21 protein-coding genes and 1 pseudogene are annotated in these 19,732 nt (G+C 64.4%); 10 read left to right on the forward strand and 12 right to left on the reverse strand.

The genetic code is table 11. The features are described 5' to 3' along the window. Positions 1-6: 6 nt before the first annotated feature. The gene (locus tag HOLFODRAFT_RS19890) at positions 7-855 is read right to left on the reverse strand and encodes a TIGR02757 family protein (protein ID WP_158412929.1); all 849 of its coding nucleotides are present in this window, start codon (positions 853-855) and stop codon (positions 7-9) included. 82 nt (positions 856-937) lie between these two features. Between HOLFODRAFT_RS19890 and HOLFODRAFT_RS22790 the strand changes: the two genes are divergently transcribed. Beyond that, positions 938-1,831: a cyclic di-GMP-binding domain-containing protein, MshE-related gene (locus tag HOLFODRAFT_RS22790; protein ID WP_005035633.1), complete on the forward strand. Its 894-nt coding sequence runs from the start codon at positions 938-940 to the stop codon at positions 1,829-1,831. On the opposite strand, the gene HOLFODRAFT_RS19900 is transcribed toward HOLFODRAFT_RS22790, so the two are convergent. After that, positions 1,824-2,159 carry a FeoA family protein gene (locus HOLFODRAFT_RS19900; protein ID WP_005035631.1) on the reverse strand — a complete coding sequence of 112 codons (336 nt, stop codon included), beginning with the start codon at positions 2,157-2,159 and terminating at the stop codon, positions 1,824-1,826. The genes HOLFODRAFT_RS22790 and HOLFODRAFT_RS19900 overlap by 8 nt on opposite strands. Positions 2,160-2,270: 111 nt before the next feature. Here HOLFODRAFT_RS19900 and pgsA point away from each other — a divergent pair, with 111 nt between their 5' ends. Genes pgsA through HOLFODRAFT_RS0207185 form a run of 3 tightly spaced genes read left to right on the forward strand, consistent with a single transcriptional unit; the run spans position 2,271 to position 4,443 of the window. Continuing rightward, positions 2,271-2,840, forward strand: a complete 570-nt coding sequence (gene pgsA, locus HOLFODRAFT_RS19905) for a CDP-diacylglycerol--glycerol-3-phosphate 3-phosphatidyltransferase (RefSeq protein WP_244432659.1) — start codon at positions 2,271-2,273, stop codon at positions 2,838-2,840. Further along, on the forward strand, positions 2,837-3,898 hold the full coding sequence (locus tag HOLFODRAFT_RS0207180; protein WP_005035628.1) for an AI-2E family transporter: 1,062 nt from the start codon (positions 2,837-2,839) through the stop codon (positions 3,896-3,898). Before pgsA ends, HOLFODRAFT_RS0207180 begins: the two co-directional genes overlap by 4 nt. Next, the gene (locus tag HOLFODRAFT_RS0207185; RefSeq protein ID WP_005035625.1) at positions 3,895-4,443 is read left to right on the forward strand and encodes a D-glycero-alpha-D-manno-heptose-1,7-bisphosphate 7-phosphatase; all 549 of its coding nucleotides are present in this window, start codon (positions 3,895-3,897) and stop codon (positions 4,441-4,443) included. The genes HOLFODRAFT_RS0207180 and HOLFODRAFT_RS0207185 overlap by 4 nt, the downstream gene beginning before the upstream one ends. Here the strand turns inward: HOLFODRAFT_RS0207185 and trhA are convergent. Beyond that, on the reverse strand, positions 4,430-5,062 hold the full coding sequence (trhA, locus tag HOLFODRAFT_RS0207190) for a PAQR family membrane homeostasis protein TrhA (RefSeq protein ID WP_005035623.1): 633 nt from the start codon (positions 5,060-5,062) through the stop codon (positions 4,430-4,432). The two genes, HOLFODRAFT_RS0207185 and trhA, sit on opposite strands and share 14 nt — an antisense overlap. Positions 5,063-5,163: 101 nt before the next feature. Between trhA and HOLFODRAFT_RS0207195 the strand changes: the two genes are divergently transcribed. Beyond that, entirely contained in the window at positions 5,164-5,658 is a 495-nt protein-coding gene (locus HOLFODRAFT_RS0207195; RefSeq protein WP_005035621.1) for a PAS domain-containing protein, read from the forward strand. A gap of 69 nt (positions 5,659-5,727) precedes the next feature. On the opposite strand, the gene HOLFODRAFT_RS0207200 is transcribed toward HOLFODRAFT_RS0207195, so the two are convergent. Beyond that, positions 5,728-7,368, reverse strand: coding sequence for an AMP-binding protein (locus HOLFODRAFT_RS0207200; RefSeq protein ID WP_005035618.1), 1,641 nt, complete (start codon positions 7,366-7,368; stop codon positions 5,728-5,730). Between the two features lie 291 nt (positions 7,369-7,659). On the opposite strand from HOLFODRAFT_RS0207200, the gene dnaX reads away from it, so the two are divergent. Genes dnaX through HOLFODRAFT_RS25060 form a run of 3 tightly spaced genes read left to right on the forward strand, consistent with a single transcriptional unit; the run spans position 7,660 to position 11,995 of the window. Then, positions 7,660-9,288, forward strand: coding sequence for a DNA polymerase III subunit gamma/tau (dnaX, locus tag HOLFODRAFT_RS19910; RefSeq protein ID WP_005035616.1), 1,629 nt, complete (start codon positions 7,660-7,662; stop codon positions 9,286-9,288). Then, a complete protein-coding gene (locus HOLFODRAFT_RS25055) occupies positions 9,285-10,319 on the forward strand; it encodes a radical SAM protein (RefSeq protein WP_005035614.1) in 1,035 nt (344 codons plus the stop codon). Before dnaX ends, HOLFODRAFT_RS25055 begins: the two co-directional genes overlap by 4 nt. Further along, entirely contained in the window at positions 10,319-11,995 is a 1,677-nt protein-coding gene (locus tag HOLFODRAFT_RS25060) for a hypothetical protein (RefSeq protein ID WP_005035613.1), read from the forward strand. The genes HOLFODRAFT_RS25055 and HOLFODRAFT_RS25060 overlap by 1 nt, the downstream gene beginning before the upstream one ends. On the opposite strand, the gene HOLFODRAFT_RS0207220 is transcribed toward HOLFODRAFT_RS25060, so the two are convergent. The 7 genes from HOLFODRAFT_RS0207220 to HOLFODRAFT_RS0207250 form a co-directional block, all read right to left on the reverse strand. Further along, positions 11,942-13,312 carry a hypothetical protein gene (locus HOLFODRAFT_RS0207220; RefSeq protein ID WP_005035610.1) on the reverse strand — a complete coding sequence of 457 codons (1,371 nt, stop codon included), beginning with the start codon at positions 13,310-13,312 and terminating at the stop codon, positions 11,942-11,944. The two genes, HOLFODRAFT_RS25060 and HOLFODRAFT_RS0207220, sit on opposite strands and share 54 nt — an antisense overlap. Before the next feature lie 67 nt (positions 13,313-13,379). Then, positions 13,380-13,745 carry a hypothetical protein gene (locus HOLFODRAFT_RS0207225; protein WP_005035608.1) on the reverse strand — a complete coding sequence of 122 codons (366 nt, stop codon included), beginning with the start codon at positions 13,743-13,745 and terminating at the stop codon, positions 13,380-13,382. 50 nt (positions 13,746-13,795) lie between these two features. Next, positions 13,796-14,071, reverse strand: a complete 276-nt coding sequence (locus HOLFODRAFT_RS0207230) for a hypothetical protein (RefSeq protein WP_005035605.1) — start codon at positions 14,069-14,071, stop codon at positions 13,796-13,798. A gap of 177 nt (positions 14,072-14,248) precedes the next feature. Next, positions 14,249-16,309, reverse strand: a complete 2,061-nt coding sequence (locus tag HOLFODRAFT_RS0207235) for a hypothetical protein (RefSeq protein WP_005035603.1) — start codon at positions 16,307-16,309, stop codon at positions 14,249-14,251. After that, positions 16,306-17,028, reverse strand: a complete 723-nt coding sequence (locus tag HOLFODRAFT_RS19925) for a DUF3142 domain-containing protein (RefSeq protein ID WP_005035601.1) — start codon at positions 17,026-17,028, stop codon at positions 16,306-16,308. Before HOLFODRAFT_RS19925 ends, HOLFODRAFT_RS0207235 begins: the two co-directional genes overlap by 4 nt. Next, the gene (locus HOLFODRAFT_RS19930; protein ID WP_005035598.1) at positions 17,025-17,612 is read right to left on the reverse strand and encodes a fused DSP-PTPase phosphatase/NAD kinase-like protein; all 588 of its coding nucleotides are present in this window, start codon (positions 17,610-17,612) and stop codon (positions 17,025-17,027) included. The genes HOLFODRAFT_RS19925 and HOLFODRAFT_RS19930 overlap by 4 nt, the downstream gene beginning before the upstream one ends. Beyond that, the gene (locus tag HOLFODRAFT_RS0207250) at positions 17,609-18,667 is read right to left on the reverse strand and encodes a prephenate dehydrogenase/arogenate dehydrogenase family protein (protein ID WP_005035597.1); all 1,059 of its coding nucleotides are present in this window, start codon (positions 18,665-18,667) and stop codon (positions 17,609-17,611) included. The genes HOLFODRAFT_RS19930 and HOLFODRAFT_RS0207250 overlap by 4 nt, the downstream gene beginning before the upstream one ends. 170 nt (positions 18,668-18,837) lie before the next feature. On the opposite strand from HOLFODRAFT_RS0207250, the gene HOLFODRAFT_RS25250 reads away from it, so the two are divergent. Further along, positions 18,838-19,275: a hypothetical protein gene (locus tag HOLFODRAFT_RS25250; RefSeq protein ID WP_026939130.1), complete on the forward strand. Its 438-nt coding sequence runs from the start codon at positions 18,838-18,840 to the stop codon at positions 19,273-19,275. A gap of 129 nt (positions 19,276-19,404) precedes the next feature. On the opposite strand, the pseudogene HOLFODRAFT_RS25495 reads toward HOLFODRAFT_RS25250, so the two are convergent. Continuing rightward, positions 19,405-19,551: pseudogene (locus tag HOLFODRAFT_RS25495) on the reverse strand (ATP-binding cassette domain-containing protein); the annotation flags it as partial. On the opposite strand from HOLFODRAFT_RS25495, the gene HOLFODRAFT_RS0207260 reads away from it, so the two are divergent. After that, positions 19,485-19,724, forward strand: coding sequence for a transposase (locus HOLFODRAFT_RS0207260; protein ID WP_280113202.1), 240 nt, complete (start codon positions 19,485-19,487; stop codon positions 19,722-19,724). The pseudogene HOLFODRAFT_RS25495 and the gene HOLFODRAFT_RS0207260 overlap by 67 nt on opposite strands. Positions 19,725-19,732: the final 8 nt, after the last annotated feature.

Raw genomic sequence — 19,732 nt, forward strand, 5'->3', positions numbered from 1 at the left:
CCCATTCTACCGCGCAGATCTGGATCTGTAACCTCCGGAACACACCCCGGCCAGAGCGCACCCGGAGCACCGGACAGGCTCGGCCACGCCATTGCAATCCCCCAGGATCCCCAGGTGACTGATGGCGAAGTCATAGGACAAGGGGTCCTGGGGCTCAAGCTCCCGCAGAGCCTCCGTGATCTCCCGGGCCGTGCGACCATCCGAAGCCGTGCGGGAAGTGAGGCCCAGCAGGCGGGAGATGCGGGCCACATGGGTATCCAGAGGGATCACCAGGGAAGAGGGCGGATAGTCGGTCCACTGTCCGAGATCGGGCCACCCCCGCCGCACCATCCACCGGAGGAAAAGCCGCCATCGCTTGCAGGCGGAGCCTTCCAGGGGGTCAGGAAGGCAGAAGCGGAGCCCGTGGGTCGGTGGCAACTCCTTCCGGAGCCGCTGCACAAGACGGGAGAGGGCCTGGTCCGCCGAAAGTTCGGGACCCGGGAGAAGGTGGGGTTCCAGCCCCCTCAGCCCACTCTCCTGATCCAGTCGCTTCCAGGCCAGGATCCAAGCCACCAGATCCCGCCGGGTATGGAAGCGCCACTTCCAGTCCGGCAGCGCCTCTTCCAGGTGACGCTCGGCCTCCACTTCACTCCAGGCCCGCAGCCGATGGGCGGGCCAATCCCCCAGGGGCTCCATGGCGCTACGGATGGCCCGAAGCATGGGAGCCACCCGGCCATAGGCTAGATGGGCAGCCACAAAAGCGGCCAGCTCCCGGTCCCAGGGTTCCGGGTAGCCCATGGCCAGGACCAGGGGATCCTGATCCAGGGCCCGCGAGGTGTCGTAGTGGGTTCTCAGGGCCTGCAATGCATTTTTCAATTCTGCGTCCATGGCGGCTGGTTCCCAACCCGTAATGGGCTAAACTAGTAAAAATCCTATCTCACGAGAGAGGTGACGTCCCATGCATCAAGAGACCAAAAAATTGGGAGAGATGCTCGTGGATGCCGGGCTGCTGAAGCCCAGCCAGCTCCAGGAGGCCTTGCGCCACCAGCGCTTTGTCGGGGGACGCATGGGCGGCAACCTGGTGAGCCTGGGGTTCATCAGCGAAGACGTGCTCATGGATTTCCTGGCCCAGAAGACCGGGTTCCCCCGGGTGGAACTGCGGGCCATGGATGTGCCCGTTGCAGTCCTGGAGCGGATACCCCATCGCCTGGCGGAGCAGATGGTCATCCTGCCCATCTCATTCAAGGAACCCAAATCCCTGGTCCTGGCCATGGCCGACCCTTCGGATCTCAATGCCATCGATAGCGCCCGGTTTGCCTCTGGCCTGAACATCGAACCCATGGTGGCCTCCCACAGCACCCTGAAGCTGGCCATCCCCGAACAGTACCGGAAGCTGGACGTCCTGACGAACCAGCCCCACGAAATCTCCGCTACAGCCCACGATGAGGGGCTGCCGGTGCCCCTGGACTTCTCTCCCAAGCCCATGGACATCAAGCTCTCCGCCCCCCCCATCGCCTTCGCCCCCCCCAAGGTCAAGGACTACCCAGCCGATCCATTCTTCAGTGAAGGCAAGACCACGCCCACACCGCCGCCCTTCGCCCTGTTCGAAGACGAGCCCATCACCGACGGGCTCATCCCCCTCACAGACACCGAACCGGCACTCCTGATCCCTGCCCGGGAGACCGCACAGCGGGCCAGCAAGCCCCTTTCCAGCTACCAGACCCGAACCCTGGTCCTGGGGCTGATCCAGCTCTTCCAGCGCCGGGGCATCATCGGCGAGGACGAACTGGAGAGATTCATCGCACGCCAAATCGAGAACAAGAGCCTCAAGGACGACGATCGGATCAGATAGCGAGGAGCCGCTTCATCCACCGATGGACCCTGCCGAGCAGAGGGATGGGCCGACGGTGGCCGTGCCGATGCAAAGCATGGGCAGGTTCACAGCGCTCCACCAGGATGCACTCGCCCTCTTCCCGCCGGATGGAGAGGTGATAGCCCTTGATGATCAGCTCCATGGGATCCCCCATGGGTGCCAGCTTCTCGACCTTCAGGCGGGCACCCCGGACGAAGCCCATTTCCAGGAGACGCCTCCGGATAGGTCCCTTCGCCCTTACGAGCAGAATCACGGCCTCCTCGCCTGGGAGCAGATCACTCAACTTCTCCATCTCCGACTGAGACACGTTCTCATCCTCATCGAACAGTGTACCGGGTACCCTCGCTGTGACAAGCCTGCAAACACCATTTCATTGTGCGAGCCCGGCATGGCTACAATCGATGAATCACCGGACCCCATGCCACTCACACTGACCGTTCCCAATTGCTTGACACTCTTACGGATCCTTGCGGTTCCCTTCTTTGCCATTGCCGTCTGGTACGGGCACATGCCTGAGGCCTGCTGCATTTTCGCCCTGGCTGGCCTGACGGATATGCTGGACGGCTTCATCGCCAGGCGCTTTAACCAGAAATCGGCCCTGGGGGCCGTTCTGGATCCAGCGGCGGACAAGCTCCTGATGACCACCGCCTTCATCCTGCTGGCCTTCCCCCGCTCCCACTACGTGGTGCAGATTCCGGTCTGGGTCAGCATGCTGGCCATTTTCAGGGATCTGTCGATCTCCCTGGTAGCGCTGACCTCATTCACGCACTTCGATCCCGCCAAATTCCAGCCTTCATTCCTTGGGAAGCTGACCACGGGCGTCCAGCTTGTAGCCATCTCCATTGCCCTGCTCCTGAACGCCATCCCCCACCAGCCCTGGATCCGCGAATTCGTCCCCTGGTGCTTCTATCTGGTCGCCGCGCTGGTCCTGGCCTCCGGCTTCCAGTATTTCTTCCGCGCCACCCACACCCGCCCGCAGGCCTCATGATCCGCCGCCCCCTGGCCCTGAAGATTCCATGGCACTTCGTCCTGGTTGGCATCGCCGCCCTGGGGTGGCTGTTCATGGTGCGTCAGGCCTTGGCCCCCTTCTTCCTGGCCATGGTCCTGGCCTACCTCCTCCTGCCCCTCACCGAACGCCTCAGCCGCCGACTGGGGCGCTCCGGCGCCGCCATGACCGTGCTCCTGGCGACCACCATCCTGCTGGGAATCGCCCTCCTATGGCTGATCCCCCTCCTCATCCAGCAGACGGAACGCCTCGTCGAGGCCTTCCCGGCCTGGAAGCGGATGGCCGAAGCCCGCTGGCTCCCCTGGCTGGGGCAGCATCCGGAAATCGAGGCCAAGCTCCGCCTTCTCCTGGGGCACTTCGATGCAGATCGTTTCATCAAGGGCGTCCAGCTGGCAGGGGCCAGTCTCATGGCCCTTTTCCTTCGACTCATGTCGTACCTGCTGGTGCCGGTGATCCTCTACTACCTGCTGGTGGATGGCCCCAGCGTCATCGAAAACCTCGATTCCCTGGTCCCCCCGCGCCATCGGATGGCAGTGCGCACGTTCTTTGGGAGCATCCACGAACGCCTCGGCGGGTACATCCGCGGGCAGCTCGCCCTGGCCACCGTGATGTCCATCCTCCAGGGCCTGGCCTTCATGGTCCAGGGCATCCCCTATTTCTGGCTCCTGGGCCTCGTCGCCGGGTTCTCCAATCTGGTGCCCTACTCTCCCTACATCACAGCCCTCCCGGTCGCCCTGTTCCTGGCCGGGGCCCTCGGCGCGGGATGGGGCAAGCTCCTGGCGATCCTGATCGTCTTCGTCGCGGTTCAGAAAGTGGAGGCCTTCTACCTCACCCCTGTGTGGGTGGGACGCGCCAGCAGGCTCCACCCCCTGGAGGTCCTCCTGGCGGTGCTCACCTTCGGATCCGCCTTTGGGCTGGTGGGCCTGATCTTCGCCGTCCCCCTGATGATCGTCATCAAGGTCTCCTCGGAGCACCTCACAGCCCACTACAGGGATCACCGCTGGTTCAAGGGAGAAGAGACCCCAGAGGAAAGGCGATGAAAACGGCGGTATTCATCGACCGGGACGGCACCTTGAACGAAGAAGTGGACTACCTCCATCGGGTGGAGGATGTGGTCCTCATCCCAGGGGCCGCCCGCGCCATCGCCGCCCTCAACGCCCGGGGCATCCCAGTCATCGTGATCACCAACCAGAGCGGCATCGGGCGCGGCCTCTTCGGCTGGGAGGAATACGAGGCCGTCATGGTCCGAATCACGGAACTGCTGGCCGAGGATGGAGCCCACCTCGACGCTGCCTATGCGTCACCCCACCACGAGAAGGGCCAGGGCATCTACCAGCACGCGGACCACCCTGACCGGAAGCCCAATCCCGGCATGATCCTGAGGGCAGCCGAAGAACACGGCCTGGACCTTGGCCGGTCCTGGATGATCGGGGACAAGGAGATCGATGTGGAGGCTGGCCACCGGGCCGGATGCCGCTCGGCCCTGGTCAGGACAGGCTACGGCAGCGGAGGAGGCCCCACCCGTGCCGATCTGGTGGCCTCGGATCTGTCGGAAGCCATCTCCCGGATCCTCAGCGGGGAATGACCCAGCCGGCCACCGCCGCCACATGACAGGCGCTGCCCGCCAGCACAAAGAGGTGCCAGATGGCGTGGTTGTATCGAAGGCTGCGCCACACATAGAAGACCACCCCACCGGTGTAGCAGAGTCCGCCCCCGAAGAGCCACAGAAGCCCAGGCCTGGGCAGCGCGTGAAGCAGCGGCACAATGGCTACCACCATGAACCATCCCATGGCCAGATAGATGGCCAGGGAAAGCCTGGGGTGCCTGGGACCAAAGAGCGCCTTGAGGGTGACCCCCAGGACCGCGAGGCCCCAGTTGGCACCCAGGATGCTCCAGCCCCAGGGGCCCCGAAGCGTCACCAGACAGAAGGGGGTATAGGTGCCCGCGATGAGCAGGAAGATGGCCGAGTGGTCCAGAATGCGAAGGAACGGCTTTGCACGGGGGTTCCGGGAGGCATGGTAGAGGGTGGACATGAGGTAGAGCAGCACCAGACATGCTCCGAAAACAGCCACGCTGATGATGTGCCAGGATGTCCCCCGCCGGGCCGCCATCAGCAGCATCCCCACCAGGGCCCCCAGCGCCAGAACGGAACCAAGGCCGTGGGTCATGGCATTGGCCAGTTCCAAGCGCGAGTCATTCGTCATATCGTCTCCCCAGATATTTAGGATAGACAAGTTATGCAAAATATTACCCTTGCTTTTGACCCGGGGGGGCCTATCCATTGGGAAAAACCCCTGGAGCAATCATGGGCTGTGGAACTCTCTCGTCCGAAAACGCCCTTTCCGGCCGTGTAAATCGGCCCGTCCCCTTCCTCCCCAGGGAGGCGTGGGCCCAGCTGCTGAAAGGCACCGGATACCATTCCCATCCGGTTGCCCAGAAGAAACAGCATGAGTCTGGGGTTCTGTCCGTCGAGCCCCTGTACGCTTTCTGCATCCTCGATCCCTTCATGCGTTTCACCCAGGTCAGCCCGGTGGTTGCAGAGTTGACGGGCTATGCTGTGGCCGAGCTGTCCTGCATGGGACTCCAGGAAATCGTGGCATTGGAGTCCATGGAAGCCACCCTCACGGCCTTCGAAAAGATCGACGGCCTCGGCTGGAGCCACCAGACGGTGCGTTTCTATCGCAAGGACGGCGTCAAGGCCGAGGCCCGCATCGACACCATCCGTCTCACAGATGACCAGTATCTGGTCTGGTTCCGGGAGATCCACATCAAGGCGGGGACAAGCCTGAAGGTCAGTTGACGGGGCCTGCCCCCACCAATGGAAAAGGCACGCATCGCGTGCCTTTTCCATTGGTGAGCGTTCACAACCCTATGCCGTGACCACACCGGCAGCCTGCTGAAGGCCGAGTTCGGCGATGGCGGCCTCGCGCATCTTGAACTTCTGGATCTTCCCCGAGACGGTCATGGGGAATTCGTCCACGAACTTCCAGTACCTGGGGATCTTGTAGGTGGCGATCTTGCCCTTGCAGAAGGTCCGCAGTTCATCCTCCGTAACCTGGGCCCCTGGGCGGAGCTTGATCCAGGCCATGACCTCCTCGCCATACTTGATGTCCGGCACCCCGATCACCTGAACGTCGGCAACCTCGGGCTTGGTGTAGAGGAACTCCTCCACCTCCCGGGGATAGATGTTCTCGCCGCCCCGCAGCACCATGTCCTTGATGCGTCCCACGATCTTCAGGTAGCCGTCATCGTCCATGATCCCCAGATCGCCGGTGTGCATCCAGCGCCCGGCGTCGATGGACTGGTGGGTGGAGTGGGTGTCCTCCCAGTAGCCCAGCATCACCGAGTAGCCCCGGGTGCAGATTTCGCCGGTCTCCCCCCTGGGGAGGATGCGGCCATTGGAAGGATCGATGATCTTGACCTCGACGTGGGGGTGGATGCTTCCCACGGTGGATACCCGTTTATCCAGTGGGTCATCCACCCGGCTCTGGGCCGAGACAGGCGAGGTTTCCGTCATGCCGTAGCAGATGGTCACCTCCGTCATGTTCATATCCTGCTGGACCCGTTTCATGGCCTCAACGGGGCAGGGAGAGCCCGCCATGATGCCTGTGCGGAGAGAGGAGAAGTCCGTGGTCTTGAAGTCCGGATGATCGAACTCCGCAATGAACATGGTGGGCACACCGTAGAGGGCGGTGCACTTCTCTTCCTGGACGACCTTGAGCACGACACCGGGATCGAAGGCCTCGCCTGGCACCACGATGCAGGCTCCGTGAGTGGTGACGGCCATGTTGCCCAGCACCATGCCGAAGCAGTGGTAGAAGGGCACCGGCAGACAGGCCCGGTCCTTCTCGGTGTAGGCCAGACGCTCACCGATGAAGAAACCGTTGTTGAGGATGTTGTGATGGGAGAGGGTAGCCCCCTTGGGGAAACCGGTGGTGCCGCTGGTGTACTGGATATTGATGGGGTCATCGAACTGGAGTGAGGCCTCCCGCGTACGCAGTTCATCCTCCGAGACCCGCTTGCCGTCCTCCATCAGGGTGCCCCACTCCTGGTCGATGATCAGGGTCGCCTTGTGCTCTGGGCAGTGCTCCTCCACCTCCCGGATCATCTCGATGTAGTTGGTATGGCGGAAGCCCTTGGAGGCCACCAGCAGGGAGACACCGGACTGCTTGAGGACATATTCCAGTTCGTGGGTCCGGTAGGCGGGGTTGATGTTCACCAGAATGGCCCCCATGCGGGCACTGGCGTACTGCAGCACGACCCACTCGTAGCGATTGGCGGACCAGATGCCGACCCGATCACCCTTCTTCACGCCCCGGGCCATGAGCCCCCGGGCCACTAAGCCTGTCTGCTCCCAGAACTGCCGATAGGTGGCGCGGTAGTTCTGGAAAGGCACCACCAGAGCCTCGGATTCCGGCCACCGCTCCACCGTGCGACGAAGATTCTGCCCGATGGTCTCCCCCAGAAGGGGGACATCGGTGGCTCCGTGAGCATAGGACGGCTTGGTCATGGGCAACTCCGGATCACGGTTTCAAAAACCTTGGGCCTCTGGGAAAATCCAACCTTTTAGGTAGCCTTGGGGAAGTGCCCTTGTCAAATGACACCAATGGCCATATTTAATATTAATTCATAAATAACACCCACCTGATTCGACATTTTTACACATCAAGTTTGTTAATTAGATATTTAATTAATACTGCAGAATTTACACTAATCGCAACATTAGAATAAATCAGACACAAACACCGGAGCACGGGAAAAGAAAAATGGCCGACCCACCCCCTGCGGGGACGGAACGGCCATGCGTTACACTGGTCCTCCCATGAACACCCTTGCCCTCAAGTATCGCCCCCGCACGCTCTCGGACCTCGTGGGCCAGGAGGCCAGCGTCCGGGCCCTGTCCAACGCCCTGCGCCGCGCCAAGGAATCCGGTAGCATCAACCATCAGGCATTCCTCTTCGCAGGAGTCCGGGGCACTGGAAAGACCTCCTCGGCCCGCATCCTGGCCCGGGCCTTGAACTGTGTCGAAGGCCCCACCGCCACCCCTTGCGGGGTCTGTGATGCCTGTGTATCCGCCGAGCAGCCGGACCGGAACCTGGACATCGTCGAGATCGACGCCGCCAGCCGCGCCAGCGTCGAGGACGCCCGGGCCCTGCGGGAGCAGGTCCAGACCCGCCCGGCCTTCTGCCGCTACCGCGTCTACATCATTGACGAAGTCCACATGATGAGCCGGAGCGCCTTCGACGCCCTCCTCAAGATCCTGGAGGAGCCCCCGGCCCACGCGATCTTCGTGCTGGCGACGACGGAACTCCAGGACGTGCCGGACACCATCAAGAGCCGGGTGCAGATCTTCCCCTTCCGCCTCATCCCCGTGGGGCTCATCGAATCCCGCCTCAAGCAGGTATGCGAATCCGAGGGCGTGACCTTCGACGAAGGCTCCCTCCGCCTCCTGGCCGAAGCGGGCCAGGGCTCCATGCGCGACGCCCTCACCACCCTCGACCGGGTCATCGCCGCCGGAGACGGACGGGTGATGGAGGACATCGTCCGGGAGCAGCTCGGCATCGTTCCGGCAGTGCGGGTCCAGGCCATCCTGGAAGCCCTGCTGGCTGGTGACAGCTCCGCCATCCTGGACCAGTGCCAGGCTCTGGCGGATCTGGGCACCGACTGGATCAGCCTCTGGCGCGAGCTCATGGTGGCCTTCCGGGACCGCCTGGAGTCAGAGGTCCGGCGCAACCCCGGCCCCCAGGACATCATGCGCCTCGCCCGGATGCTCCACCTCCTCCTCCAGCGGGAACGGGATCTCCGGGAGACCAGCCTGCCCCAGGTGGTGGTGGAGCTGGCCCTCGTGACGGCCTCCCAGCTTCCCCACCTCACACCCCTGGACGCCCTGGGCCGTGGAGCCCCAGCACCGGCCCCCAGTGCCCCCCAGACCCGTCCGGCCCCTCCCCCCCGCCCTGAGCCGGGGACCGCCTCCCGGGCGGCGGATCCCCAGACCCCACGGCCCGGAACCCCTGCTCCAGCGTCGGCGCCAAGCGCGCCCAGGCTCCAGCCCGTCGCCAATGCGGGAAACCTGGAAAGCCTGCGCCGAGGCGTGAGCGAGGCCCTCAAGGCTGCCCCGGGCGGACTGCCCCGTACCCTGGGGGCCCTGCCCCACATGGCCACGAACCTGCGCCTGGAGGGGGGAACCCTGCACTGGTTCTTCCCCCCCAATGTCCGCAACACGGTCCAGGACCTGGAGCGGGAGCACGCCAACCCCCACCTGCTGGAGGCCCTCCGACAGGTGCTCCCGGGCCTGACCCGCATGGTCATCACCTTCGAGGACGGCAGCTCTCAGCGCCCCGAGGACCTATTGCGCAACGATCCAGCCTTCCAGCGCTTGATGGAAGACACCCAGGGAGAAATCCTGGAAGTCAAACGGATGGAAAAATGACCCCAGTAGCGCCGCCCGCTTTCCTCTTTGTGGATATCAACAGGGAATGCAACCTTCGGTGCCGCACCTGCATGTACTGGGCGGCCCCCAAAGAGGCCTCCTACGCCATTACCATCGAGCATCGCAGACAGATCCTGGAGGATTACGCCGACCTGAGCCCTCGGGGTACCGTCGTCATCTGCGGGGGAGAGACCCTCCTGGCGAAGGAGGCCTATTTCGATGTGACCGCAAGCTGCCGCCGCCTGGGGCTGCGCTGCCTCTCGGTGACCAACGGCTCCCCCATCCGGGATCTGGCCATGGCGGAACGCCTGCTGCTGGATGGCCCCCATGAGATCACCGTCTCCCTCAACCACTTCAAGCCGGAGATCCACGATGGCACCAGGGGGGTCCTGGGCTCTTGGGATTGGGCGGTCCAAGCACTGAAGCTCCTCCTCCAGGCCCGGAAGAACCTGGAACTCTCCAACCGCATCTACGTCATGGCCATCATCTGTGAGCAGAACTACCGGGACCTGGAGGCCTTCTACCCCTTTGTCCTCCGGGAACTCGGGGCGGACAAACTCAAGCTCAATTTCCTCCAGCCCACCTTCGGCCCCCTCGGGTCTGAATTCCAGGATGCCTTCTTCGCCCAGAACACCATCGCGGACCCGGAGAATCTGGGCCGCATCCTCAGGGACTGCGATGGGAAGTTCGGCCTGGGACTCAACCCCCGCTGGGTGGAGGATGTGCTGATGTACCACCGGAGCATCCAGAAGAACCGCAATGCTATCCAGGGCTGGCGGATATCCAGGGGCACGGATCGCCCGATCTGCAACTCCTACGATCGCAACATCATGGTGGACCTCCAGGGCAACGCCAGACTGTGTTTCTCCAACCAGTTCCGATCCGTCCCCATGGATGGGCCAGGCGCCCTCCGTCGCTTCTGGGAATCCTCGGAGGACATCCGGACGAAGATGCGAAGCTGCGCAGCCTACTGTGGCATCAGCCACAGCGTCCGCAGAGAGAACGGCACCCTGAAGCTGGCGAACGCCTGATGCGCCTGCGCCGTCTCGTCCCACCCCTCGCCCTGCTCCTCCTGGTGCTGCTGCTGGTCCTGGCCAGGACGGTGGGAAGGTCCCAGGTCGAGGATCTGGGGATGTGGGACGAATTCATTTACATTTCGCAGGGCATGGGGATCCACCGGGGGATCATCCCCCATGCCTGGGGGCCCCTCTACTCCAGCTGGTACGCCCTCCTGGGCTGCTTCACCTCCAGCGCGCTCCTGCAATACCGGGCCTGCCTTCCGATTCTCCTGGGCTTCAACCTTCTGGCCTGGTGGCTGGTGGCCAGGACCGCCCGGATGAAGACCTGGCTCCTGGTCCTGGGCATGATCTGGCTCTCGGTAGCAAGGGCCTTGGATCCAGGCTGGCCCTATGTCCCGGTCTTCACCTCAGCCCTGGTCATGGTGGCCATGGGACTGGCCATCCGCGCCAAACGGCTTTCGAGCGGTCTCGTGGCGGCCACGGCCCTGGTGGGCCTCCTTCCCTTCGCCCGCCCCGAGATGCTCGTGGCCTTCGTGGTGCTCTTCTTCAGCACCCTCCTCGCCCTTGGGGTTGAAGCCCTCCCCATCCGGAAGGCCCTGCCCAGGGCGGCGCTTGCAGTGCTCCCCTTCTTCCTCATGTGCTGGATCTTCCGGTCCCCCATCGACAAGCCCCGATCCTTCCTGGCCTTCGGCCAGCACTTCGCCTTGAACCTCAAGGAATCCTTCGGCGGGGACTTCGATCCCTTCCCGGATTGGGAGATGGTCCTTAAGCCCATCTTCGGGAATGCCAAGAGCCCTCGCCAGGCCGCCCTGAACAATCCAAGAGCCTTCGCCTGGCACGTCAAGGAGAACCTGAAGGCCACGGCGTCCACGGGAGTCCCTGCCCTTGCGCCCCGCCTCTCACGCTCCCCCATCTCTCCTCCGAATGCCCGTGAGAGGTATCAGGGCATCCTCATCACCCTGGGGATCATCGCGGGCGTGGTGCTGGCCCTGAGGCGGATCCGAAGCGCACAGGACCCAGAGGTGAGACAACGGTTCATCGCGGCAGCAGTGGTTGCCGGAGCCATCACGGTGGCCTTCCTTTCGGGCATCGTCCTCGTCAGGCCGCGCCCCCACCACCTGGCCCCTGTGGTCGCAGCCATCGCCGTACTCGCGGCCATGGGCTGGTCCCAGCGCCTGACTTGGAAGCCTCCGACCTGGGTGCCGGTCCTCGCATCCGCAGCGTTCCTCCTGCTCCTCCCCTCCAGGTCCGGTGCCGGACACTGGTTCCATCCCCCGGCCCATTCCGGGCAGGCGTGGCCCGCCACCCCGGATGCGAACGTTGTCCAGGTGCTCAACCAGCTGAAGCCTCCAGGCGAACGGGAGACGACCGTACTTTCCACCCCCTGCGGAATCGCCCTTTACGCCAAATGGAAGGCCAGGCAATTGCTGGCCCAGGACTTCCAGACCTTCGAGGCCTGCCTGGCCGCCAGGCCCGATGTCATCGTCGTGGATGACGCCATGCGGGTGCGCTTCCGCCGCCGGGACAGGGATCTCTTCCAGCACTTCGAGGAGGCCCCCAGTGCCTTCGGCTTTACCCCCCTGGAGACCCCACTGAACCCGATCAGGATCCTGCTGCGCAGCGAGCTGCCCTGGTCAGGGCTGGTAGGGGGCGAGCAGGGGAAGACCCTCGCCCTCTCCCTCCAGTAGGGCCTTCCGCAGGAGGAGGGGATCGGACCCATGGGGAGGCGGGGCAAAGACAATGGGCCGATCCTCGCGATGCCCCCAGGCGATGGCGCCGTCGTATTCAGGCCATCCGACCCTGCCGGTCGCAAGGCGCCTTCGCTCGCGGCGGCGCCTTTTTCCGTACCCTGGCCACACTGCCCAGAGCAGCTTTTCCCAGAAACCGGGAGGGGGCATTCCCAGGGAAGGCCGTTCTGCAGGGCGTTCCAGGGCGCCGGAAGCCTCAAGCACCCCGCGGATGGCAGCCGCGGCGGCGCGCATGGAGTCCTCAAAGGTCCCCATGCCAAGGAGTTCCGGAAGATGGGAAGCGATGGAACGGCAGAGGTCCTCGTCCTTCAGCTTGCGGAAAAGCTCCTCATACTCCCCATCGTAACCCACCAGGCAGTTGTGGTCCTCCCGGAGCAGCGGACACTCCAGATGCAGCTGCTCCTCGAGATCCCGGTTCAGCAGGATGACGGGAATGCTTCCCACAAGCGCGCTCTGGATGACCCGAGGAGGATGAAAGGCATAGCCGGAGCGGGGGCAGAGCTGAAAACGGAAGAGGTTGGCGAGGTCGTAGCAGGCCCGGTGCGTGAACTGCTCGTGGATGGCGTACAGAGGCAGGGGGGCCTGTTGGGCCACAACCGATACTTGGTGGGCCCGGGACCAGCCTTGGTATTCGGGCTTGGCCTCCTCCCAGGCACTGGGCTGGCCCGCGAAAAGGATCGCCGGATGCTTCTGATCCCAGGACAGGGGGGCGCAGGCCAGTTCCATGGGATCCGCCTGGATGAAGGACAGGGGGATGGCCCTCCCGAGGCCTAGACGCCTGTAGGCCTCACAGTCCACGGAGCTATTGTAGAGGATGATGTCCGGGTCAAAGGCCCTGAGGAAACGTTCGTGGCGCTCCCGGGCATTGCTCTCCTCGGAGAAATGCATCGAAAGTGGCGTAAAAATCGGCTCCAGGGTGATCAGGACCTTGCACGCATAACGCTTGCGGACCTTGGCCCAGCTGTCCAGGAAGGCGTCGGTGTACCAATGGTCCACGGTACAGGCCACGAAGACATCCGAAACACTCCGATCCAGAAGCTCGGGACGCTCCACAAAGGCATCGATGCTGAGGAGTATCCCGGACATGAGACCCTGCTGGCAGAGCCTCGCCACCAGCAGTTCGTTGAAGATCGGAATGCTACGGTTCTGATGGTCGTACTGCCCTGTGATCCGGTCCAGGAGGGCGTCGAATTGTATCCACGGACCCGGAGCCCAGGGGCTTGTCAGGCCAACGGCAGACTGGCGTGGATCAGGCATTGGCGCTCCCTGGGCTCCCACCATCATGGCAAGGGAGCCTGGAACGACAAAGCCTCCAGTCTCAGCCCTACTTCACGACCTGGGCATCGTGCTTCTGGCGCTGGATGTGGCGGCTCGTGCGATTCTGCTTGCGCTGGATGCGGCCCGCCTCGCGCCGGGTCACCTTGCCATCGGCCTCGGCCCTGGCGATGTCCTGGTTGACCCTCGCTTCCTGGCGCTCCAGGCGGGCACCTTCACGGGGAGTCACCTGACCGCTCTTCACCCCCTGCTCAATGCGTCCCTGCTGGCGCTCGGAACGGCGCTCGATGCGGGCCTCGCGACGGGGAGTCGTGGTCTGGGAGGGGGTGGGGGGCTTTGGGGGTTCCTGGGCCACCAGGGCGCCGCCGAGCATCAGCGTTCCAATGGATGTGAGGATGATGTGCCTGAAGTTCATGTGATTCTCCTGCAAGCCCAAATGGGGCGGTTAAAAGGAAGGGCGTTTGTTCAGAACCCGATCCAGAGGCTGATCCGGGGACGATCCCTGGGGGCTGCAAAGCGGGCCTCAGGGTGCACCACCAGGAGCTCCTGTTCCCGTTCATAGCGGGGGCGGTAATGGCCCCGGGACCACAGGGGGGCCATGCGGCGGGGGCGGTAATCCCGATCATCCCGCTGCTCATGGACATGGCCTCGGGAATGCTCCCACCGATCCCCCTCACAGGGGCGGGCCATGGCCGGCAGAGCCAGGAGGAGAAGGGCGAAGGCAGCGGGTTTGAGATTCATGACAGCTCCAGATGGGCTTGGGAGGTCCACGCCACTGCCATCCGGATCTCAAGAGCCGTGCCAAGCTTCAACCTCTTGCCGTATCTGCAATAGCAAAAGGTTTAAGCCAGGACCTGGAGGCTTGTTGCAGCGAAGTCCAGCCGGACCGTCGCAGATCGCATCATCCGAGATAAGCACCTAGTGATAAACCTTGGCACGCCTGGCAGCTTCCGAATCCGGATAGGCCTTGTGGAGCAGCCGGAAGGCCTTCAGCAGCAGCGCATCGCTGGCCTTATCCCGGTAGGCAGCCCGGGAGGCCCGCACGGCCCGGGAAAGCCCTTCGGCGGCCTGGGGGTCCCTGGGGAAAGCCTCGGCGAAGGCCAGGGCCTCCCGGCAGAAGTAGCTGAGGGGAGCCTGATGAGCCAGGGACTGGGTCTCCAGGAGGGCCTGGCGCCGCTGTTCCGGCGTCAGGAAACCGGGCTGGAAGGGTCGCCCCACCAGCCCATGGGCCCCCAGCTTTGGCGGGGTTCCCCACCACGTGGTCCGGTATTCGTACTGGTCCTCCCGGGACTGCTTCAGAAAGGGCACCCATTGCCGGTCCCAGAGAAACTGGGAGACCAGGAAGCGGCGTCGGCGGGGATCCTGTTCGGCACGGCAGGCCTGGAGCCCCTGGGCATCCTTCGGCTCGACCTTGGCAAGTTCGTCCACCAGAGCCAGGGCCGCAGCCTCCTGGTTCAGGAGCACCGAGCGGACGAACAGCGCCTGAGCCAGGTCAGGGTGAAGCTCCTTCGGGAAGATGGGGTGGTCGTGGGCCGACTGCCAGAGGGCCAGGGGCAGCTCGAAGTTGAAGGCGTCCACCGCCGCCGGGTCCAGGGCATCGAGCCTGGGAATTTTGCCTCCGGGGCGGACCAGGCCATCCGAGCCCCCCCAGTCATATTCGGTGGCGGTCACCGTGCGCCCCAGGAGAGCAAGGAAGTCCCCAAAGTCCTTGCAAAGACTCATCCGCTGCCCCAGCAGAATGTTGCGGGTGGAGGCCATCCTGTCCATACCGGGGCGGGCCAGGGCCTCATCCACCAGGGAGCCCGCCGCCTGGAGACGCCCCTGCCCGAGGAGGAGCCGTGCCCGGTGTACCGTGAAGGTGGCATAGGCGGAGGAAGGCACCTTCATGGTTCGGGCCTTCTCCAGGAACTCCCCGCAACGGGGGTGCTTAGCGTCGATCTTCACCAGCACCGCCGCCAGCCAGGGGATGGCCCCCCTGCCCTGGCTGGCGTCGAAACCCGCGATGGCCCGCTCCGGGCCGTCGGAGCGCATGGCCTGGATCCAGCCCAGAAGGCCGAGTTCCTGCGGCCCCTCGCTCTTGGCCAGGGCATCCACCCCGGCGTTGTAGGTGAAGGCGAGGTTCCGCAGATCCTCCCCCAGGCGGAAGCCCCGGCCGGACGCCATGATCCGTTCCGCCATCAGGCGCTGGCAGCCACCCAGATCGCCCCAAGGTGGACTGAGCTTCTCTTTCAGACGGTGAGCGTCCAGACGCCAGAGGGGATCCTTCTCGAGAGCCTTCGCCTCACGGTCAAAGTCCTCGCCTGGCTCCGCAAGCCGCAGGGCCATGTAGCGCGCCAGGCCACTGTGGGGAGAGGCCGCATCCCGACCGATGGAAAGAAAGGCCTCCCGGGCCTCCTGGGAGTGGCCAGCATAGTAGAGTGAGGCCCCTCGCTGGTAGGCCCGATCCTTCTTCATCACCTCCGGCAGACCGGCCTCCGGCTCCGGGGGCATCTGGCCCCGAAAGGCCAGATCCTGGGCCGCCACCCAGGCCTTGATTCCAGGGTGCGCCATCCCGAAGGCCTTCACCCGCTTCCCGAGGGTGAGCCCGGCGTAGGCCATGGCCTCGGAGCTCACCTTGTCCCGCAGCTGCCAATTCTGGGCCCCCTGGGCCAGCTGTTCCGGAGGAGGGGTAGGCAGGACCTTGTCCCGCAGGGTGTCATAGGATTCGCCAGTCTCGGCCCCTGGCTCTTCCCAGAAACCGAGCGCTCCGGCCTGCTCCTCAGCGTCCATCCCGGGCCCACTCCACCACCGGAAAGCCAATGCCAGATAGGGCGAGTGGTAGCTGGGCAGCACCAGTCCCATGCGCCCAGCCACCCAGTCCGCAGGTGAGCAATCGGGGGTGGAGGATGGCACCAGACAGGTGCGGGTCAGGGAGGGGCCGCAGGGTTGGGCCGAAAGCGCCACCAGGGCGGCAACCAGGGCGGGACGCAGGACTCTCACGGCAAACGCTCCTTCAGGTTCACAAGGAGATGAGTGTCCCATGCCCCGGGATGAAAGAGGTAGACCCTTCGGCCCCTGGGCAGCCTTGGCCAGGGTTCATCGGTGCTGAGCCCCAGGGCCGTGCGGGCCTCGGGGATGAAGTCCCGGCCCTGGTCGAGCCTCCGATGCACGGAGTCTCCCTCCCGGCCCATGCGGAAGAGCATGGGCACCCGCTCATCCACGGGAAGGCTGCTGATCCAGGGATCATCCAGGCACCAGGAGGCCAGGGCCGTCATGACCAGGGGCATGTCGGGGGGCAAGTCCCGACGCAACTCCTCAAGCAGACTGCGGTAGAAGCCCCGTTCGCTGCTGCGGGCATCGAAGTCGATCTGGAACCCCTGGACGCCGGGCAAGCGGACCAGTTCCAGCAGCCGATAGCGCAGCACCCGCCGCTGGGTCTCGTCCAGGCTCGGATTTTCTGTCTCGATGCGAGCGACGGCCATGAGGGGGGTGCCCGGCCCGACCCGCAGGGGATTCCTCCTCCCCTGAACCCGCACCGCCGCCCCCTGGAGGCGGTATTCCGCAGCCAGGAAGGCGACCCCGACCCCAGGAGGCAGAGATCGCAGATCCTGCGGGCTCTCCCAGGCCCAAAGCATGAGCAGGGGAAAGGGCTTCATCCTGGAAGCACCGGACTGGCAGGCCAGCAGCCCAGCCAGCAGCAGGCCTCCCCAGGCCTTCACGGCACCGTGACCAGGGTGGGTTCAGGAACAGCCTTCACCCTCTCCCGGAGCCGGGACAGATCCAGGCGTCGCAGATCCCCGGGGTTCAGGATCCAGACCTTGTTGAAATGGAAGCGCTCCATCTCCCCTATGGCGGCATCGGAGTTCCAGCCCTGAACCACCATTCGGTACGCGGCCACGTTGTAGCCCGTCCGGTCACGCCCTTCGGCGCAGTGCACGAAGACCGGTTGATTCGCGGGATTCGCCATGACCTTCAGGAAGAGCGCAAGATTCTCCTCCCTAAGACGCCAGGCACGGGAGGGGATCCGCAGGTAGCGCAGCCCGGTGCCCTTGAGGAGGGGCGCGTCGTCCTGATCGTGGCGGAGGCTCACGATAGTCTTCACACCAGCGGCCTTCAGGGCCTTGAAGCCTGCGGCTGTGGGCTGGGCCCCCCGCCAAAGGCCATTGTCCAGCCTGGCGAAGTTCGTGACGCCCGGAAGGCAGGTATCGCAAGGAACAGCAGAGGCTTCCCCAGGCATTCCGATCGCCCGGACCGGAACCACGAGCAGGCCAATGGCTAGAAAGAGGCGAGCGGGCAGTCTCAAGGCTTCCCATCCCCCTGGGTGCGCCGGGATACCCGCAGGATGCCCCGGAAAAGCTCCTCGACCGCATCGGGGTCCAGCCCCGCCTCCTGGGCCCAAGTGCGCCGAACCGCCATGAGTGACTCCTCCCGGGCGGGGTCCAGGATGGGGGCTCCCAGCTTGGCCTTGGCGCGGCCAGCCTTGCGGCTCATCTCCAGACGGCGTCCCAGGAGGGTCACCAGGGTCCGGTCGAACTGGTCGATGAGGTCCCGGGCCTCCTGAAGCTCTGGGCTCCTGGACCCCAGATCAGGAATGGCCAGGGCCTTCTCGGCCTCTTCCGATCCGCTCCTGGCAGCCTCCTCCACCTCCCGATGGATGTCCTGGAGGGCCTCGAGAAAGTGCTCTCGGCTGGCCCTGGCGAAGGGGTTCTCGTTCTGGATGGCCGTGAAGAGGTGCCCAGCGTCCTCCCGCACCGAATCAAGGGTGAGGGCAATGGCGTGGAAGGAGGGGGGAGAGAAGGGAAGATCGCCGCCACAGCCCACCTCCAGCAGCCCCTTGGCCAGGAAGAAGGTGAGGGCATGGGTCTGGGCCATGACCCGATCGTGGTCCTCAGGGGTCTGATCCACCACCAGGAAACCCAGGGCCAGGAAGAGGTCCCTTACCCGATCCGCCGCTGCGGGATGCTGGGGCGAGGGGCAGAGCACCGTGCGGAAGGGGCGCTCGGCACGGGCCAGGCTCTTGGGGCCGAAGAGGGGATGGGTGCCCACGTGGGGGATCTCCCCGAGAATCTCGTCCATCTGGCGGCAGGGAACCGTCTTCACGCTGCACACGTCGAAGATCAGGTGATCGGGTCCAAGCAGGGGCCTCAGCTCCCGGAGAACAGCGTCCATGGCCGCCACGGGCACCGCCAGCGCGATGCATGAGCAACGCTCTGCCAGATCCCGCAGGCTCACGGCACGCAGGGCCTCCGGCACATCGGCATAGGGATCATAGGCCAGATAGGTATACCCCACCTCCTCCATCACGGTCCCGAAGGCCCGCCCGAAGTGCCCGAATCCGATGATGCCCACCTGCGGCATGAAGCCTCCACGCATCGTTCGAGATTAGCCCAATCCGCATGCATTCAGGCCCACAAGGGGCCGCTATCAAACAGATTTTCAGATCGCCGCCCCTTATTCCAGTCGATTCCAGCCCAAGAAATGCCTGCCCCCCCTCGCCTGGAGGCCGTCTTTGATGCACACTGGAAGCTATGGCAAAGTCGTACTATGCGGGCATGGAACTGGATGCACCCTGCGGGCGCTGCAAGGGTGAAACGAGGCACAGGGTCATGTCCGTGACCGATGGGGTTCCAGAAAAGCTCATCTGCATGGCCTGCAAGTCCGTGCACAAGTTCCGGGCGGAGCGCCCCTCCAAGGCCGAGCCTGCCTCCAGGGCAGTGCGGACTCCCAGGGCTGGCGTAGCCGCTGCCCCCATCAAGCCCACGGCCCCCTCCCCCAATCAGTTCCACCAGCTCATGATCGAGGAGCAGGCCGGCTCACAGGCCAAGCCCTACAGCATCAAGGAGCGATGGGAAGAAGGCATGTGGATCGACCACCCCACCTTCGGCCTGGGCAAGGTCCAGCACCGGAATGCCAAGAAGGTGGATGTCCTCTTCAAGGATGGGATGAAGGTGCTGATCAGCGGGTAGGAGCCACAAGGCGCTCGCCCTCGATTCATGGGTCACAATCACCACGGTCATCTCCTCGGCCCAGGCGATGGTGGACAGCTCCCCAATGACATTCCGCCCTGTGTACCAGTCCAGGGGCGCCGTGGGCTCATCGGCGAGGATCAGCCGGGGGTGCCGGACCATGGCCCGTGCGATGGCGGCTCGCTGCTTTTGCCCCCCGGATAGAATGCCTGGTTTGGCGTTCAGGCAGGATGCCCAGCATCTCGGCCAAACGCCGCACCCTGGCGGATCACGCATTGGGTATCCTGAGATGGTTCCGGAGCGGCTACACGAACGGACTCCGGGAAGGCATCAACTCGTTGATCCAGGCTGCGAAGGCCAAGGCGCGGGGCTACCGCACTACCCGGAACCTCCTCAACATGACCTACCTCATCGCAGGCAAGCTGGAATTCGCGCGGCCTGCCCGCTAACTCCTACC

The sequence above is a fragment of the Holophaga foetida DSM 6591 genome (assembly GCF_000242615.2).
GTDB classification, from domain to species: Bacteria; Acidobacteriota; Holophagae; order Holophagales; family Holophagaceae; genus Holophaga; species Holophaga foetida.

Bases quoted from the DNA above. Each gene is read 5' to 3' on its own strand.
- HOLFODRAFT_RS0207195 (WP_005035621.1), top strand. From the start codon at position 5,164: ATGGGCTGTGGAACTCTCTCGTCCGAAAACGCCCTTTCCGGCCGTGTA.
- HOLFODRAFT_RS25250 (WP_026939130.1), top strand. From the start codon at position 18,838: ATGGCAAAGTCGTACTATGCGGGCATGGAACTGGATGCACCCTGCGGG.
- HOLFODRAFT_RS0207250 (WP_005035597.1), bottom strand. From the start codon at position 18,667: ATGCCGCAGGTGGGCATCATCGGATTCGGGCACTTCGGGCGGGCCTTC.
- trhA (WP_005035623.1), bottom strand. From the start codon at position 5,062: ATGACGAATGACTCGCGCTTGGAACTGGCCAATGCCATGACCCACGGC.
- HOLFODRAFT_RS0207225 (WP_005035608.1), bottom strand. From the start codon at position 13,745: ATGAACTTCAGGCACATCATCCTCACATCCATTGGAACGCTGATGCTC.
- HOLFODRAFT_RS0207180 (WP_005035628.1), top strand. From the start codon at position 2,837: ATGATCCGCCGCCCCCTGGCCCTGAAGATTCCATGGCACTTCGTCCTG.
- HOLFODRAFT_RS0207200 (WP_005035618.1), bottom strand. From the start codon at position 7,368: ATGACCAAGCCGTCCTATGCTCACGGAGCCACCGATGTCCCCCTTCTG.
- HOLFODRAFT_RS25055 (WP_005035614.1), top strand. From the start codon at position 9,285: ATGACCCCAGTAGCGCCGCCCGCTTTCCTCTTTGTGGATATCAACAGG.
- HOLFODRAFT_RS0207185 (WP_005035625.1), top strand. From the start codon at position 3,895: ATGAAAACGGCGGTATTCATCGACCGGGACGGCACCTTGAACGAAGAA.
- dnaX (WP_005035616.1), top strand. From the start codon at position 7,660: ATGCGTTACACTGGTCCTCCCATGAACACCCTTGCCCTCAAGTATCGC.
- HOLFODRAFT_RS25060 (WP_005035613.1), top strand. From the start codon at position 10,319: ATGCGCCTGCGCCGTCTCGTCCCACCCCTCGCCCTGCTCCTCCTGGTG.
- HOLFODRAFT_RS22790 (WP_005035633.1), top strand. From the start codon at position 938: ATGCATCAAGAGACCAAAAAATTGGGAGAGATGCTCGTGGATGCCGGG.
- pgsA (WP_244432659.1), top strand. From the start codon at position 2,271: ATGCCACTCACACTGACCGTTCCCAATTGCTTGACACTCTTACGGATC.
- HOLFODRAFT_RS0207230 (WP_005035605.1), bottom strand. From the start codon at position 14,071: ATGAATCTCAAACCCGCTGCCTTCGCCCTTCTCCTCCTGGCTCTGCCG.
- HOLFODRAFT_RS0207220 (WP_005035610.1), bottom strand. From the start codon at position 13,312: ATGCCTGATCCACGCCAGTCTGCCGTTGGCCTGACAAGCCCCTGGGCT.